The 16,411-nt window shown below is 70.3% G+C and carries 12 protein-coding genes; 8 read left to right on the top strand and 4 right to left on the bottom strand.

The genetic code is table 11. From position 1 onward, the window contains the following. Window positions 1–130: 130 nt before the first annotated feature. Window positions 131–550, top strand: a complete 420-nt coding sequence (locus tag ABC728_RS01130) for a DUF983 domain-containing protein (RefSeq protein ID WP_416618726.1) — start codon at window positions 131–133, stop codon at window positions 548–550. After that, a complete protein-coding gene (locus ABC728_RS01125; protein WP_416618727.1) occupies window positions 547–1,926 on the top strand; it encodes an aminotransferase-like domain-containing protein in 1,380 nt (459 codons plus the stop codon). The genes ABC728_RS01130 and ABC728_RS01125 overlap by 4 nt, the downstream gene beginning before the upstream one ends. Before the next feature lie 213 nt (window positions 1,927–2,139). Here the strand turns inward: ABC728_RS01125 and ABC728_RS01120 are convergent, their stop codons facing one another. After that, a complete protein-coding gene (locus tag ABC728_RS01120) occupies window positions 2,140–4,392 on the bottom strand; it encodes a helicase-related protein (protein WP_416618728.1) in 2,253 nt (750 codons plus the stop codon). Window positions 4,393–4,567: 175 nt separating this feature from the next. Between ABC728_RS01120 and ABC728_RS01115 the strand changes: the two genes are divergently transcribed. The 3 genes from ABC728_RS01115 to ABC728_RS01105 all read left to right on the top strand — a co-directional run bounded on the left by ABC728_RS01115 (window position 4,568) and on the right by ABC728_RS01105 (window position 7,518). Next, window positions 4,568–5,200, top strand: a complete 633-nt coding sequence (locus ABC728_RS01115; RefSeq protein WP_416618729.1) for a hydrolase — start codon at window positions 4,568–4,570, stop codon at window positions 5,198–5,200. Between the two features lie 123 nt (window positions 5,201–5,323). Continuing rightward, complete coding sequence (locus ABC728_RS01110; protein ID WP_416618731.1) at window positions 5,324–5,983, top strand: DUF3047 domain-containing protein; 660 nt, start codon at window positions 5,324–5,326, stop codon at window positions 5,981–5,983. A gap of 215 nt (window positions 5,984–6,198) precedes the next feature. Then, window positions 6,199–7,518 carry a cation:proton antiporter gene (locus tag ABC728_RS01105; RefSeq protein WP_416618732.1) on the top strand — a complete coding sequence of 440 codons (1,320 nt, stop codon included), beginning with the start codon at window positions 6,199–6,201 and terminating at the stop codon, window positions 7,516–7,518. Between the two features lie 95 nt (window positions 7,519–7,613). On the opposite strand, the gene ABC728_RS01100 is transcribed toward ABC728_RS01105, so the two are convergent. Then, entirely contained in the window at window positions 7,614–9,680 is a 2,067-nt protein-coding gene (locus ABC728_RS01100) for a methyl-accepting chemotaxis protein (protein ID WP_416618734.1), read from the bottom strand. A 185-nt stretch (window positions 9,681–9,865) separates the two neighbouring features. Here ABC728_RS01100 and ABC728_RS01095 point away from each other — a divergent pair, with 185 nt between their 5' ends. Further along, window positions 9,866–11,224, top strand: a complete 1,359-nt coding sequence (locus ABC728_RS01095; RefSeq protein WP_416618736.1) for an MFS transporter — start codon at window positions 9,866–9,868, stop codon at window positions 11,222–11,224. 121 nt (window positions 11,225–11,345) lie between these two features. Here the strand turns inward: ABC728_RS01095 and ABC728_RS01090 are convergent, their stop codons facing one another. Then, complete coding sequence (locus ABC728_RS01090) at window positions 11,346–12,413, bottom strand: LacI family DNA-binding transcriptional regulator (protein WP_416618737.1); 1,068 nt, start codon at window positions 12,411–12,413, stop codon at window positions 11,346–11,348. Between the two features lie 270 nt (window positions 12,414–12,683). Between ABC728_RS01090 and ABC728_RS01085 the strand changes: the two genes are divergently transcribed. After that, window positions 12,684–14,291 carry a carboxylesterase/lipase family protein gene (locus ABC728_RS01085; protein ID WP_416618738.1) on the top strand — a complete coding sequence of 536 codons (1,608 nt, stop codon included), beginning with the start codon at window positions 12,684–12,686 and terminating at the stop codon, window positions 14,289–14,291. On the opposite strand, the gene ABC728_RS01080 is transcribed toward ABC728_RS01085, so the two are convergent. Beyond that, window positions 14,272–14,667: a response regulator gene (locus ABC728_RS01080; protein WP_416618740.1), complete on the bottom strand. Its 396-nt coding sequence runs from the start codon at window positions 14,665–14,667 to the stop codon at window positions 14,272–14,274. The genes ABC728_RS01085 and ABC728_RS01080 overlap by 20 nt on opposite strands. A 112-nt stretch (window positions 14,668–14,779) precedes the next feature. On the opposite strand from ABC728_RS01080, the gene ABC728_RS01075 reads away from it, so the two are divergent. Next, on the top strand, window positions 14,780–16,402 hold the full coding sequence (locus ABC728_RS01075) for a diguanylate cyclase (RefSeq protein ID WP_416618741.1): 1,623 nt from the start codon (window positions 14,780–14,782) through the stop codon (window positions 16,400–16,402). Window positions 16,403–16,411: the final 9 nt, after the last annotated feature.

Genomic DNA, 16,411 nt, shown 5'->3' with positions numbered 1-16,411 from the left:
GGGATGAGAAAACAGCCCCGGTGCATGCGCCCTGCGACAATGCGCGACGGGACAGGGCCGGGAATTGAATGTATGGATCGGACAATCGCCATACAAAACGGCATCAGGCGACCCATACAATGAGGATATCATGGCCGGCCACGAACGCACCCATTTCGCCAGCACGCCCCTTGGGCTGGGCCTGCGGGGCCTGTGCCCGTCCTGCCACCAGGGATCGATCTTCGACGGCTATCTGCGCCTGGCCAAGGCGTGCCCGCAGTGCGGGCTGGACCTGTCCTTCGCCGACCCGGCGGACGGGCCGGCCTTCTTCACCATGTCGATCGTCAGCATCCCGCTGACGGGCTTTGCCATCTGGCTGGAGATGGCGTTCCAGGCGCCCTATTGGGTGCATGCCTTCACGACGCTGCCGCTGGCGGTGCTGTCCTGCATGGCGCTGCTGCGGCCGCTGAAGGGCTGGCTGGTCTGCGCGCAGTACCTGAACAAGGCCGAGCAGGGCCGGCTGGAGGATGCGGCGGAGACGGACGGGCGCGGGCGCGGGGACGGGGAATGACGGGCTGGACCCCGCCGGACCTGCCGCAGGGCATCCCGCTCTACCGCGCCATCGCCGACGCCATCGCGGCCGACGTGGCATCGGGCGCGCTGAAGCCCGGCACCCGCCTGCCCACGCACCGCGCCCTGGCGGAGAGCATGGGCGTGGACCTGACCACGGTGACCCGTGCCTATGCCGAGGCCCGCGCCCGCGGGCTGGTGGCCGCCGCCGTGGGGCGCGGCACCTTCGTGGCCGAGCAGGGGGACCGCCCGCCACCCCCGCCCGTGCAACTGGACCTGTCCATGAACCTGCCGCCGCAGCCGCCCGGCGCCGACCTGGCAGCCCGGCTGGCCCGCGCCATGGCGGGTCTGACACGCCGGCCAGACCTGGCCAGCCTGCTGAACTACCAGCCCATCGGCGGGGGCGAGGCCGACCGGCGGGCCGGTGCGCGCTGGCTGTCGGCCGCCCTGCCCGACCTGCGGGCCGAGCGGGTGCTGGTGGCCGGCGGCGGCCAGGCCTGCCTGACGGCGCTGCTGTCGCTGCTGGCCTCGCCGGGATCGCATGTCATGACCGATGCCTTCCTTTATCCGGGATTCCGGCTGGCCGCCCAGTCGCGCGGCCTGTCGCTGCTGCCTGTGGAGGGGGACGCGGAAGGCATGCTGCCCGATGCCCTGGCGGCCGTGGCGCGGCACAGCGCGGCGCAACTGCTCTATCTGACGCCCAGCATCCACAATCCGACGACGCGCACCCTGTCGCAGGCCCGGCGCGAGGCGCTGGTGAAGGTGGCCCGCAGCTACGACCTGATCGTGATCGAGGATGACGCCTACGGCCTGCTGGCCGCCGACGCCCCGCCACCGCTGGCGGCCCTGGCCCCGGAACGGGTCTGGCATGTCGCCACCCTGGCCAAGGGCCTGACGCCCGCCCTGCGGATCGCCTATCTGGTGGTTCCCCAGGGCGGCGATGTCCGCGCGGCCAGCATCGCCCTGCGCGCCACATCACAGATGGCCCCGCCCCTGTCCATGGCCGTGGCCACGAGCTGGATCGAGGATGGCACGGCCCGCGCCATCCTGGCCGCCATCCGCGAGGAGGCGGCCGAGCGGCAGCGCATCGCGGCGCGCATCCTGCCGCTGGGGTCCTTCCAGGCGCATCCGAACGGCCATCACCTGTGGCTGGACCTGACACGCTCCTGGACCGACAAGGCCTTCGTGGAAGCCGCCCGCCGGGCCGGGGCCGCCCTGGTGCCGGGATCGGTCTTTGCCGTGGCCGGAGAGCCCCCGCCCCATGCCCGCGTATCCCTGGGCGCCGCTCCGGACCGCGCCAGCCTGACCCACGCCCTGGACCGGCTGGCCGTGCTGCTGCGCCACGGTCCACTGCCCGACGGGGAAGTCGTGGTGTAGAAGGCCTTTCCAGAATGTCTGGCGCCTCGTTTCACGAATGGGACCCCGGCCTTCGCCGGGGTGATGGTGTGAAGACACCCGGGGTGATGGTGTGAAGACATTGACATGTCGCGAAAGACGAAACCGTCCCGTACCGTCGGCGCGGGCCGCGCGGCGGCGGCGGCCGCCGTACCCAATTACGATAAGGTCCACTGATCGCGATTGGGTATCGTATCAGCCCTTGCGGGGGCCGTAGCGTTTGCGCGGTGCCCCGCGGAAGCCGGGGGGCGGCTTTCCCGGCTTGGAGCCGGCCGGCCGGCCGCCGCCGGGCTTGCCCAGCCGCTGACGCCGGGCCGTGCTGGCCAGCAGTTCGGCCAGGCGCCCGGCCACCTGGGCACGGCGTTCCTCCACCGGCTTGCGGTCGGGGAACAGGCGGGCGAACTTGCGGCTGGCCCAGTAATAGAGGTCGCAGGACCGCGACAATTCCTCCAGTCCGTAATCGTCCAGCCGGTCCATGCGCAGCGGCACGACCAGCCCCAGGGGCACGGGCTCGTCCTTTTCCACGGCGCGCAGCATCTGGTGGAAGAAGCGGGCATCCACCTCCTTTTCCAGGTCGCAGGGCATGAACAGCAGGGACAGCTTGTCCTCGAACGCGACATCGCGTTCATCCAGCGCCTGGGCCAGCCGGCGCAGCGACGACAGGTCGGCCACGCGGTAGGGGCTGCCCGTGGTCCGCGCCGCCGCGAAGCAATCGACCAGCAGCACCATGCTGTCCGTGCCGATGCGCGTCGCCAGCCGTGCCACCATGGCGCGGGTGGGCCGCACCGTCAGCGCCGTGCGCGGCCCGAAGGACGGATCGGTCCGCGTCCACAGCGTGCGGAGCTGGGCCGGCGTGCCCTTGCCGATCACGCCGAATTCCCCGACCTCGTGATGGCCATAGCGGCCGGCACGCCCGGCAATCTGCTTCACCTCCGCCGGAGCCAGCTCGCGCTGTTCCGTCCCGTCGAATTTCTCCAGCGTCGTGAACAGCACGCGGCGGATGGGCAGGTTCAGGCCCATGCCGATGGCATCGGTGGCCACCACGACATCGGCCCCCCCGCTGGTGAAGCGCTCCGCCTCCCGCCGCCGCACCTCCGGCGCCAATGCGCCATAGATGACGGCGGCCGTCAGCCCGAGCGCCTGCACCATGTCGCGGACCATGTGGACATTGCGGCGGGAAAAGGCGATCAGCGCGTCCCCCTTGCGCACATCCTCATATTCCAGCCGCTGTTCCAGCATGTGCAGCGGCTGCTTGCGGTCCAGGCGCACGACCTCCAGCGGTTCCCCCAGATAGGCGGCCACCCGTTCGATCAGGGGCAGCGCCTCCGGCGCGCCCAGCAGATAGACGGTGCGGGCCGGCACACCCATCAGCGCCGCCGTCCAGGCCCAGCCGCGGTCCTTGTCGGCCAGCATCTGCACCTCGTCGATGACGGCGACATCCACGACCTGCTCGGGGTCCAGCATCTCGATGGTGGAGGCCAGATGCCGGGCGCCGGGCACGCGGATCTCCTCCTCCCCCGTCAGCAGGGTGGTGGGTGTGCCCTCCCGGTTCAGCCTGTCCATCACCTCCAGCGCCAGCAGGCGCAGCGGCGCCAGATAGATGCCCTGCTCCGCCCCGTGCAGCGCCTGCATGGCGCGGTGCGTCTTGCCGGAATTGGTCGGGCCGACCACGGCCACCAGACGGCGCCCCAGGGCGCGGGCCGTGGGGAACAGCCGTTCGAACCGGGCGAAATCGAACTCGCTGTTCACGAAGCTGCGCCCGCGCGCCACGGCGCGTTCCCGCATCCAGGTGTCGGCCGTTTCCTCCCACCGGCGCAGGATGTCGTTGGGCTGATGGTTGGTCCGGGCGATGCGGTAGAGCCGCTGGACCAGATTCTCGAAGGTCCAGCTATCGTCGGCCTCGCCCGTCAGTTCCCGCAACTGCCACAGGCGGGCGGACACGTCCGACAGGGCCTGGTCCATGGCCTGACGCAGTTGCGGGTCGTCCACCAGCCGCTGCCGCAGCGTGTCATCCTCCAGCCCTGTCAGTTCATCGATATCGAAGCTGCGGGACACTTCCAGCCGCAGCGGGCCGGGCAGGTCGGGGAAGGACAGCGTGTCATGGGCCCGGGCGCGCACCCGCGCCTTGGCCTCCGCGGCCAGCAGGTCGACATGCGTGCCTTCCAGCGCGCGGCGCCCCTGCTGAAGCAGTTCCATGCGCCGGACCAGACGGGCCACCAGCCCCTCGATCTCCAGCGCCACGGCGTCCCGCCGTTCGGCCAGGACGACCAGATCGCGGCGGCCCGGTGGCAGCGGCAGGCCCAGCGGCACCATGCCATAGGCCGCCGCCTGTTCCACCCGGTCCAGACCCAGGCGCCCCACGCTGGTGATTTCCGGATGATGGCGGGCAACGGAAAAGACGAGGTCCGGTTCCATGGGGGCGGAGGGTTCCGGGGGCAGATTGTCCATGGAAGGGGGTCACCAAAGCCGATAAAGATATTTTCGCACCCGCACAATATGCGCCCGATCACGCCATTTGCCCAGAGGGGCACGGGCGGGGACAGGGGCGCGGGGCGGACAAGGCATCTGGAAATCACCGGCCGGCGCGATCATTATCGTCACCCCAAGCAGCGGTGCCCCGACAATGACCGATACACCCGCCTCCCCCGTACCCAACCACCTGGACGCGCCGCGCACCAACCTGCTGATGCGGTCGGGACGCTGGGTGAACCTTTACGACCCCTCCCCCGCCGATATCGTGCTGGAGGATTGGGTGACGGGGGCGTCGCGCGTGGCGCGGTGGGGCGGGCAGACGCGCGGTGCCGTGGCCTATAACGTGCTGCAGCATTCGGTGCTGCTGGAACGGGTGCTGGTCACGCTGCTGGCGCCCGATGCCTCCCCCATCCTGCGCCGCGCCGCGCTGATGCATGATCTGCACGAAGGCGGCGGGCTGGGCGATGTCGTCACCCCCTATGGCAAGCTGTTCGCCACGGCCGGGCTGCGCGAGGTGAAGGCCCGGCTGGACCGGGCCCTGTTCCTGGCCGCCGGCCTGCCCTGGCCCCTGCCGGAGCCGCAGGCCGCCCTGATCAAGAAGGCCGACCGCATCATCGCCGTGTCGGAAGCCATCCAGTTGATGGGCTGGCCCGAACGGCTGGCCCGCCGCGATATCGGCGGCAATTACCGCGGCCGGCTGTGGACCGACCCGATCGAGGTCGTGGACGAGGCGGGGGCCCGCGCGCTGTGGTGGGAAAGCCATCGCCGCATCGGTGACCCGTGATGCTGCCCGGTCCTTCCCCCTGTCGGAACCGGGAAGAACGGGGAAAGGGGAAGAACATTCATCGAAATGCAACCGGAAAGCGGTTATGGTGCGCCGCTGCCCGCCATCGGAGGTCCCCGCCGCATGCGCCTGTTCACCGCCCTTGCCCTGATGGCCGTGCCGCTGCTGGCCATGGTCCCCGCCCGCGCCATGGAGGTGCAGCCGGCCACGCAATGGAGCGAGCGGGTCTTTGAGCAGGGAACCCGCTTCGCCGACACCGTCTTCGACGGCCATCCCGCCCTGTCGGTCGAGGCGGACGGGGCGGGCACGATGAAGGGCGGACGGCTGGATGTGGACCTGCGGGCCCGTCCGATGGTCGATCTTCTGTGGGCCGCCACCTCCACCCTGGGCGGCAATGACGAGCGGTCGCAGGCCGGCGATGATTACGTGGCCCGGGTCATGTTCAACCTGCTCGACGAGGACGGAAGGCGGGGCGGCATCAGCTATGTCTGGTCGACGGCCACGCCGGTGGGCACCTGGATCGACAGCCCGTTCAGCGGCTCCCGCAACCTTGTCGTCCAGACGGGGCCCGCCCGGTCCACGGGCTTCTCGCGCGTCACGCGCGACCTGCTGGCCGACGCGCGGGCCGGGCTGGGCATGCGCAATCCGCGTCTGGCCAGCCCGGCCATCATGTCCGACACCGACCAGACGGGGGCCAGCACGCGCGCCTGGTACGGCCGCATCCGCTTCGAACCGCCATCCGCCCCGCCACGGCCCGCCGATGACGGGGTGCCGACAAGCTGAGGCGGGCAGGGAGGGGAAACCGCAGACAGGGGCGACTGTTTGCGGTAACATGGACGATGCCGCCAGCCAGTGGCCGATAATACCCTGTGCCCGGCGGCGCGGATACCGAGGGGTATTGTTCATGCCCTCGGTATAAGAGGTTGATAAGGCCGTCGCCCTGGCGCATCCTGAGTGGAAACAATCAGACAACGTTGTCCGACGGGGAGGACAGTTCAATGACGACAGCCCAGCTCAGCGTCGTTTTCTTCTTGCAGATGGCGGTGATCATCGCCGCCTGCCGGGCCGTGGGCTGGCTGGCCCGCCGCTATCTGGGCCAGCCGCAGGTGGTGGGGGAGATGATCGCCGGCGTCATCCTGGGCCCGTCGCTGCTGGGCCTGCTGGCGCCCGACATCCAGGCCATGCTGTTTCCCAAGGAATCGAAGAACATCCTGTTCGTGGGCGCGCAGCTTGGCGTGGGGCTCTATATGTTCCTGGTGGGGCTGGGGTTCCAGTCCAGCCATTTCCGCAGCAATGCCGGCAGCGCCGCGGCCGTGTCGCTGTCGGGCATGGCGGCCCCGTTCCTGCTGGCCATCGTCATCACGCCCTGGCTGATGGGCCATCCCGGCCTGTTCAATCCGGCTCTGTCCACGCCACAGGCCACGCTGTTCATGGGCGCCTGCATCGCCATCACGGCCTTCCCCATGCTGGCGCGCATCATCCATGAACGCGGCCTGTCGGGCACGCCGCTGGGCACGCTGTCGCTGTCGGCCGGCGCCATCGACGATGCCGGGGCCTGGGCCGTGCTGGCCATCGTGCTGGCCACGTTCGGCGACGGGTCCATCGTGGCCGTGAAGGCCATCGGCGGCGGGCTGGCCTTTGCGGTCTTCATGCTGACGCTGGGGCCGCGCCTGCTGGCGCCGCTGGGCCGCTGGGCCGAGCGGGAAGGCAGGGTGACCCATTCGATGCTGGCCGTGACCCTGGGCCTGTTCCTGCTGGCGGCCTTCACCATGGATGCCGTGGGCATCCATGCCGTGTTCGGCGGTTTCCTGCTGGGCGCCGTCATGCCCAAGGGTTTCTTCGCGCAGGAGATCCGCCGGCAGCTGGAGCCGTTCACCGTCGTGCTGCTGCTGCCCATGTTCTTCACCTATTCGGGCCTGCACACCCAACTCACGCTGGTGGACAATTGGGGACTGGCCCTGGTGACGCTGGCCATCCTGGCCGCCTCGGTGCTGGCCAAGGGCGGCGCCTGCTGGGCGGCGGCGCGCCTGACGGGGCAGGACAATGCCACCGCACTGGGGATCGGGGCGCTGATGAATGCCCGCGGGCTGATGGAACTGATCATCATCAATATCGGCCTGCAGAAGGGCATCATCGGCCCGGCCCTGTTCTCCATGCTGGTGCTGATGGCCATCGTCACCACCCTGATGGCATCACCGCTGTTCGAACTGGTCTATGGCCGCAAGGCCCGGGCGCGCGGCGAACTGGGCGCGCTGCAGGAGCAGGAGGGCGATGGTGCGGAACTGCGCACGGCGGGGGGCAAGGCCGGCTCCGCATAGCGCCAGCCTGCCGCCCCGCAGGGCCGGCGGCGATGGCCGCAGGCCGCCCATACGCCCGCGGTGTGCAGCCCCGCCCGTGCGGCGGCGGTGGCGCGTCAGGCCGCCCGTGCGAAGCGGGCCGCAAGGCTGGCCGCCAGGGCCTGCTGCTGGCCCTCGTCCAGCAGGAAGGCTAGGCCATTCTCCCCGCCATGCTTCGCCGCCGCCGCGGGGCCGTCTGTGGCAGCGCCATCCGTGGCAGTTGCCACGCGGAAGGCGATGGGGCCGGGCAACCCGGCCAGGACCAGGCGGCCCTGCTCTCCCACGGTCAGGCCCGCCCCCTCCACCAGCGCGCCGCCGGCAGAGATGTTGCGCAACCGGCCCTGGCGGGGGCCGGCGGCGGTTTCCACCGTCACCGGCTCGTCCACGGCGTGGCGTTCATCCTGGCGGCGGTCCACATCGGCCGTGGCCGTGCGCACCACGCGGACCAGGGTCTGGCGCAGTTCGCTGACCGATCCCACGATGCGGGTGGCCACTTCGCGCATGGCCACCGCCTTCTGCCCCGTGCTGCCCGCCTCCTGCGACACGGTTTCGATGCGGGTGGCCACCTCCTGCGCGGCTTCCGCCGTTTCCGTCACATTGCGGGAGATTTCCCGCGTGGCGGCGGCCTGTTCCTCCATGGCGCCCGCGATGCTGGCAGATACGTCATCCATGGCGCTGATGGCCCGGCCGATCTCCTCCACGGCGGCGACGGCGGTGGCCGTGACGTTCTGGATCTGGATGATCCGGGCCGATATCTCCTCCGTGGAGCGGGTGGTCTGGGTGGCGAGGTTCTTCACCTCCGACGCCACGACGGCGAAGCCCTTGCCGGCATCGCCGGCACGGGCCGCCTCGATCGTGGCGTTGAGCGCCAGCAGGTTGGTCTGCTCCGCGATCTCCCGGATCAGGCCGGCCACGCCGCCGATCTGCTCCACCACCTCCGACAGGCTGTCGATGGTGGCGCGCGTGTGGTTGCTGCGCTCCACCGCCTGGCCCGACAGGCTGGTGGCGTGGGCCACCTGGGCGCTGATCTCGTTGATGGAGGCCGTCAGTTCCTCCGTGGCACCGGCCACGGCCTGGGCATTGGCCAGAGCGTGCATGGCGGCCGTGGCCACGTTGGCGGCGCTGTCGCGCACCTGTGCCGCGCTCTCGGCCATGGCCGATGCCGCGCCATCCATGGCCCGCGTCTCCACCGCGATGCCGTCGACGCTGGCGCGGCTTTCCGCCTCCACCGTCTCGGCCATGTTGCGCAGGGCGCCGCGGCGCTCCCGCTCGGCCGCGGCCTCGCCATTGCGCTGCGCATCGCGCAGGCGGGCATTCTCCTCCGACCGCTCCCGCAGGCTGGCCACGGCATGGGCCATGTCGGCCAGCTCGTCACGGCGGCCCTGCATCGGCGGCACCGGCACATCCAGGTCGCCGCGCCCGATGCGGGTCAGCGCATCGGTCAACCGCACCAGCGGGCGCACGACATTCTGGCGCAGGGCCAGCAGCACCAGCCCGGCGATGGCCACCCCGATGCCGGCCAGCACCACCACCAGCCAGGCCAGCCGGGCCGCGATGCCCGCCGCTTCGTCCAGTTCGCGGCGCATGCCGGCGGCGGCCTTATCGGCCACCTTGCGCACATCCTCCACCACGGCGTCCAGTTCGGCCGTCATGCCGTCAGTCTCGCCCACGAAGGCGCCCATCAGCATGTTGCCCACCTCCGGCCCGCTATTGACATAGGCCTGCGCCATGGCCTTGCCCTTGGCGTAGAAATTGCCATAAAAGCCCTCGATGCGGGACAGCGACGCCTCAACCTCCGTAAGCCCCATGGCGGCAGCCTGACGGCGGGCGGCGGCCGTGTCGCGCAGCAGGTCGGCCTGAGCGCGCTCCGCCTCCTCCAGCCCGGTATCCAGCCCGTCCAGCCCGCGCGTGGCCGAGATGTCGGTCAGCCAGAGCTGCACCCGCATCACGCCGGAGCGGACATCCTTGATGACCGATACCAGCGCCATGGCATCCACCGCCGCGCGTTCCGCCGCCAGTGCCGCGACATCGACCTGGCGCTGCTGGCGGCCGGTGCCCAGCACCATGATGACGGCCGCGACCAGCAGCAGGGCCAGGATCGACAGGTTGGCGAGCAATATCTTCAGGCTGAGGCTGAGACGCACAGACCCTGTCCCCCATCGACCGGATGTTTTCCCACCCCGGTTGCGTAACATACATGCCCCCTGAATTGAAGCGTGCAGGGCGGCCGGGACCGATGATGGGGCTCGACCTTGGTCGCAGGCCGGCGTAACGTCGCGCCCAAGCCCGGCGATGACCGGGCATCCGGGGGGGACATGAGCGGGCGGTGATGCGGACATTGGGGCTCAAGGCCAAGCTCGGCTACGGGGTCGGGGATTTCGGCCTCAATCTCTACTGGCAGTCGATCCTGCTGTTCATCCTGTTCTTCCAGATGGATGTGCTGGGCCTGTCGGCCGTGGATGCGGGGCTGTGCTTCCTGATCGCATCGGTCTGGGATGCGGGCATGGACCCGCTGATGGGCATCATTTCCGACCGCACGCGCACCCGCCTGGGACGGTACCGACCCTTCATCCTGTTCGGCACCGTGCCGCTGGCCCTGTCCTTCTGGCTGTGCTTCACGCCGCCCGGCTTCCTGGACCCCGGATCGGTCGGGATGATGGTGTTCGCCACCCTGTCGCACATGCTGCTGCGCACCTGCTATGCCGTGGTGGGCATCCCCTATTCGTCGCTGACGGCGGCCATGACGCGCGACAGCGACGAAAGGGCCAGCCTGACAGGGTGGCGCATGCTGCTGGCCTTCGCCGGTGCCACCTCGGTGTCCGCGCTGCTGCCGCTGCTGGCCCGCTGGTTCGGCGATTACAGCCCCGCCGCCGCCTGCATCGGCGCGCTGGCCGTGCTGGCACACCTGGCCTGCGGGCTGAGCGTGCGCGAATTGCCACCCCCGGTGCGGTCGGAGGCGCCCGGACGCATGGATCTGGGCGCCGATCTGGGCGGGTTCCTGCGCATGGTGGGGCGCAACGGGCCGCTGCTGCGGCTGATGCTGGCCACCGTGGCACTGCACCTGTCGCTGGGCATCCTGATGCGCAACATGCCCTTCATGCTGAAATATGACCTGGGCGGCGATGCCGACCTGACGGCATCGGCCCTGACCTGGTTTTCCGCCGCCGGCGTGGCGGCCGTACCGGTCTGGGTCTGGACGGCGCGGCGCTGGTCCAAGGCGGCCGCCTGGCAGGCTGGCAGCGTCATGACCATCGCCGGCAGCCTTTTCCTGGCGCTGGTGCCACCCGGCGCGCTGTGGTCCACGCTGGCCTGCCTGACCCTGATCTCCTTCGGCCATGCGGCCCATGCCGTGGCCATGTGGTCCATGCTGCCCGACGCGGTGGATTACGCCCATTGGCGCCACCGCCGCCGCGATGAGGCCAAAATCTACGGCCTGTCCTCGCTGATCCTGAAATTGTCGCTGGGCGGCTCGGCCTTCGTGGGGGGTATCGTGCTGGACGGGGTCGGCTACCGGCCCGGCGGCGCCCAGGCGGCCGAGACGCTGGAAGGCTTCCGCCTGCTGGCGGGACTGGCGCCGGCCCTGGGGCTGGGCCTGTCCATGCTGGCCATCGCCGGATACAGGCTGGACGCCGCCCGGCACGGCCGCATCCAGGCCTTCCTGGGCCGCCGCGCCGTGCGGGAAAGCTGAACCGCGCCGGAACCCCATCGCCAGCCGATGCCCGCAAACAGGGGGGGCGCCCTGCGGCCCGTGATGGCCAGGGGCCGCTGCGCGGGACACTTTTCAGGGAGCCGCTGCGCGGGACACTTTTTCAGGGGGCCGCTGCGCGGCCCTGGCGCAGGGCCATGACGGGGGCCGTGGACTGGCGGCGGATCAGTTCGAAGGCCAGTTGCCGGGGGCCCGCCTCCCCCTCCCCGATCAGCAGATCGACGGCGGCGGCGGCCATTTCCATGGTCGGCTGGCGGATCGTGGTCAGCGGCGGCCAGATGACGCGGGCGATGGGGCTGTCGTCGAACCCCACGACGGACAGGTCGCGCGGCACCTGCAGCCCGTGCTTGTTGGCGGCCGCCACGGTGGCGGCCGCCATGTCGTCGTTGCAGGCGAAGATCGCCGTGGGGCGGTCCGGCAGCGCCAGCAGCGTTTCCGCCGCCGCAAAGCCGCCGGGAAAGCTGAAATCACCCTGCATGATATGGGCCGGCGCCGGCGTGATGCCATGGGCGGCACAGGCGGCCAGAAACCCCCGCTGGCGCAGTTCGGCCGCGCCATGGTCGGGATGGCCCAGGATCATGCCCAGCCGGCGATGGCCCAGCGCCACCAGATGATCGGCCGCCAGCCGGGCCGCCGCCTCGTCATCCATGTGGACATGCTGGGTGCGGCCGGGATCGATGCGCGGCGCGATGCGGATCAGCGGCACGCCCGCCAGGGCCACCGCGTCCAGCACATCGGCACGGTCGACCAGCGGCGGGGTCAGGATCAGCCCGTCCAGGCGGAAGCGGGTGGCCACCCCCACCATCAGCCGGGGCAGGCCGGGGTCCGTCGCCTCGCACGGTTCGGTCAGCAGGTGGTAACCGCGTTCCTGGCAGCGGCGGATGGCACCGGCCTTGATATCGGCCATGTAGTTGCTGGACGGATTGTCATAGAACAGACCGATCAGATAGGAACGGCGGCCCGCCAGGCTGCGGGCATTGGGATTGGGCCGGTAATCCAGATCGGCCACGGCGGCACGCACGCGGGCCAGCGTATCCTCCGCCACCCGCGCCTCGTTGTTCAGCACCCGCGAAACGGTCTTGGTCGACACACCCGCCAGGCGGGCCACGTCGAAGATTGTGGCGGGCCGCACGGACCCGTGCGGGGCTTCGGCATGCTGGTAATCGGTCAAGGATCACTCCCTATGGCCGGGGTCCGCTTTCCCTGGTGCCAGGATGCCATGGCGCCGCCCCGTTTCGCCCTTCGCATGTATCATACGCAATCCTATCTGACAACGTTGTCCAATCATTGGATGTCCGTCAGATGGACAGGAACGCGCCATCGGGTCCGAAGTGCAAGCCGGCGCCAGGGCCCGACATGTGAAACATCTTCGCATTGACACCGGTATCATCTATCCTCGCGACGTGAAGGGAACCGGGCCGGGGGGTGCAGGATGATGAGAATGACGCGGCGGTCGCTGCTGCTGGCCGGACCGGCCGGCCTGGTGCTGGCGGGCGCGGGGACGCCCCCGGGAACCCTGGCAGCAACGCAAGCGCGTCCCATCGTGCGGACCAGGGCGGGACGTGTGCGCGGGCGCACCCTGGACGGTGTGCATGTCTTCAAGGGTATCCGCTATGGTGCCGATACGGCCCCGCGCCGCTTCATGGCCCCGCTGCCGCCCGTGCCCTGGGACGGGATCGCCGAGGCCGCGGCCCCGGGCGCGGCCAGCCCCCAGACGGGACAGGAACCCGGCCAGTCTGAGGATTGCCTGTTCCTGAACGTCTGGACCCCCGGCCTGGGGGACGGGGCGCGGCGGCCCGTGATGGTCTATATCCATGGCGGCGCCTATGCCCACGGGTCGGGCGGCAACCCGCTTTACGACGGCACGCGCCTGGCCCGCCGGGGTGATGTCGTCGTCATCACCATGAACCACCGGCTGAACCTGTTCGGCTATCTGTATCTGGCCCGGCTGGCGGGGATGGACGACCCGGCCTTCGCCGACAGCGGCAATGCCGGCCAACTGGACCTGGTGCTGGCCCTGGAATGGGTACGCGACAATATCGCGGCGTTCGGTGGCGACCCCGGCAATGTCATGCTGTTCGGCCAGTCGGGCGGCGGCGCCAAGATCGCCACGCTGATGGCCATGCCGGCAGCCCGCGGCCTGTTCCACAAGGCCGCGACCATGAGCGGCCAGCAGGTGACGGCCGGCGGGCCCCGCAACGCCACGGCCCGGGCCACGGCCCTGCTGCACAGGATCGGCCTGACCCCCGACCGGGCCGGGGCCGAGGCGGCCCGCCGCCTGCCCGTGGCCGACCTTCTGGCCGGCATGAAGGCCACCGACCCGGTGGCCGGCACCGGCGGCGTCTATATGGGACCCGTGCTGGACGGGCGCGCCCTGCCCCGTCATCCGTTCTTCCCCGACGCCCCCGCCCTGTCGGCCGATATCCCCATGATCATCGGCAACACCCGCGACGAGACGCGCAACCTGATCGGCCGGGGCGACCCCGCGACCTTCACGCTGGACTGGCAGAGCCTGCCGGCAAAGCTGTTCCCCGCCCTGCGCGTGGACATCCCGCCGGAGATGGTGATCGCCGAATATCGCCGCCTCTATCCGCACTACAGCGCCTCGGACCTGTTCTTCGCCGCGACGACGGCCGGCCGGTCCTGGCGGGGCGCCGTGGAGGAACTGGAGGCACGGGCCCGCCAGCCGGCCGGGGCCGCGCCCACCTGGGCCTATCAACTGGATTGGGCCTCCCCCCTGGATGGCGGGAAATGGGGCGCACCGCACATGCTGGACATCCCGCTGGCCTTTGACAACATCGCCCAGCCCGAAAGCCTGACGGGCGTCTCCGCCCGCGCCCAGGCCCTGGCCGACCGGCTGGCCGATGCCTTCATCGCCCTGGCCCGCCATGGCGACCCCAACCATCCGGGGCTTCCACGCTGGGAGCCCTATGGGCTGGACCGGCGGCAGACCCTGCTGCTGGACGATGAATGCCGGCTGACCGACGATCCACGCGGCGCCGAACGCCGGCTGTTCGCCCAGGTCCCCTTCATCCAGTTCGGGACGTAAAGGCGGCCCACAGCGACCGCACCTCCGCCGCCATGCCCATCAGGTCCAGCGGCTTGGTCATGACGCCCGCCGCCCCCAGCGCCAGCAGCGACGAACGTTCCTCCGGCTGGTCACATGCTGTTACGAAGATGACAGGCGTTTCCACCGTGACCGGATACGCCCGCAGCGCCTTCAGCGTGGCCGGCCCATCCATACCGGGCATCAGCACATCCAGCAGCACGAGCTGCACCCCATGTTCATGCGCCAGGGCCGGTGCCGACGCCCCGTCATCGCACAGCACGACCCGCATCCCGCCGACCCCGGACAGGGCCAGTTCGGCCATGGCCCGCAGATCCGGGTCATCATCGACATACAGCACGGTTTCCAGCACGGACATGCTTTCTCCCTTTGCGGGCATAGCCGAATGTTCATATCCCGTGGCTCGACACGGCTCAACCCGATCACATAGGGTAAGCACAATATCCAAAAGAGAACATTTGGACACCCCTATGGCTGAGACGCCTACCCCGGCCGACATCGTCACACGGCACCGGGAAATCCGCGAACAATATATCGTCACCCTCCCGGACCGTCTGGCGGCACTTGCCAATGCCGCCACCCGGCCGGCGGAACTGGCCGCCCGTGCCCACGCGCTGATCGGTTCGGCCAGCACGTTCAAGCTGCTGGAACTGGCTGCGGCCGCCCGGCAACTGGAACATGTGGCCCGTGCGCAGGACGACGGCGCGCACGGCGGGGCGCCGGCCCTGGAAACCGCGCTGGCCCTGGTGCTGCGCCTGGGCGAGCAGGCCGCCAGCCTGCCGCCTCTGCCCGACCCGGATCTGGTGGTGCCGGACCTGTCCGACGAGACGCTGGTCTACCTGCTGGAAGACGATCCGGTCCAGGCGGGCGAGATGGTCGTGCAGCTTCAGCCCTATGGCTATACGCTGGTCAGCTTCGACGATCCCGACCGGTTCCGGGCCGCCGTGCGGCAGGACCGGCCGGCTGCGCTGCTGGTGGACATCATCTGCGGCGACAATCCCGATGCCGGCTGCCAGACCGTGGCCGCCATGGGGGCCGAAGGCACGCTGCCGCCCACCATCTTCCTGTCGAGCCGCGATGATTTCCAGGCGCGGCTGGGGGCCGTGCGGGCCGGCGGCCTGGGCTATCTGGCCAAGCCCGTGGACCCGGCCATGCTGGCCGAGCGGCTGGACCAGGTGATCGGGCGCGATCTGGCCCGGCCCTACCGCGTGCTGATCATTGATGATGACGAGATTGTCAGCGCCGAATATGCCACCGCCATGGGGGCCGCCGGGATGGAGGTGCGCACCCTGTCCGATGCGGCCGGCGCCGTGGAGGCCATCCGCGGCTTCCTGCCCGACCTGCTGGTGCTGGACCAGCGCATGCCGGGCTGCACGGGCCTGGAGCTGGCCGCCGTGCTGCGCCAGCAGGAGGGCATGGCGTCGCTGCCCATCCTGTTCCTGACAGCGGCAACCGAACTGGGCGACAAGCGGCTGGCCCTGGATGTGGGGGCGGAAGACCTGCTGCTGAAGCCCGTGGCGCTGCCATTGCTGGTCACCCAGGTGCGGGCCCGCATCCGCCGCGCCCGGCTGTTGCAGGCCATGATGGCCCGCGACAGCCTGACGGGCACCCTGAACCATGCCATGGTGCAGGACCATCTGGTGACCGAGGTGGCGCGCGCCCGGCGCGAGGGCAAGCCGCTGTCCTTCGCCATGATCGATGTCGACCGGTTCAAGCGCGTCAATGACGAGCATGGCCATGCGGCGGGCGACCGGGTGCTGCGCGCGCTCGCCCGGCTGCTGCGCCAGCGGCTGCGGCGCAGCGACATCGTGGGCCGCTATGGCGGCGAGGAATTCGCCGTGGTCCTGCCCAACACGACGGCGGAAGAAGCCGCACTGATCCTGGACGGGCTGCGCCGCGGCTTCCTGGCCATCGGGTTCCGCGGGGCCGATGATGCGCTGTTCCATGTGAGCTTCAGCGCCGGGATCGCCCCGCTGCGGCCCGACAGCGATGTGGCCTCGCTGAACCTGGCGGCCGACGCCGCGCTCTATTTCGCCAAGCGCGCGGGCCGCGATCGCGTGCATGTGGCGGGCTCCCTCTCATCGACCACGTGACCCCCATGG

This window comes from Niveispirillum fermenti, assembly GCF_052474395.1.
Note: the sequence above shows the minus strand (reverse complement) of the source record. Positions and strands in the feature narration are given on the sequence as shown.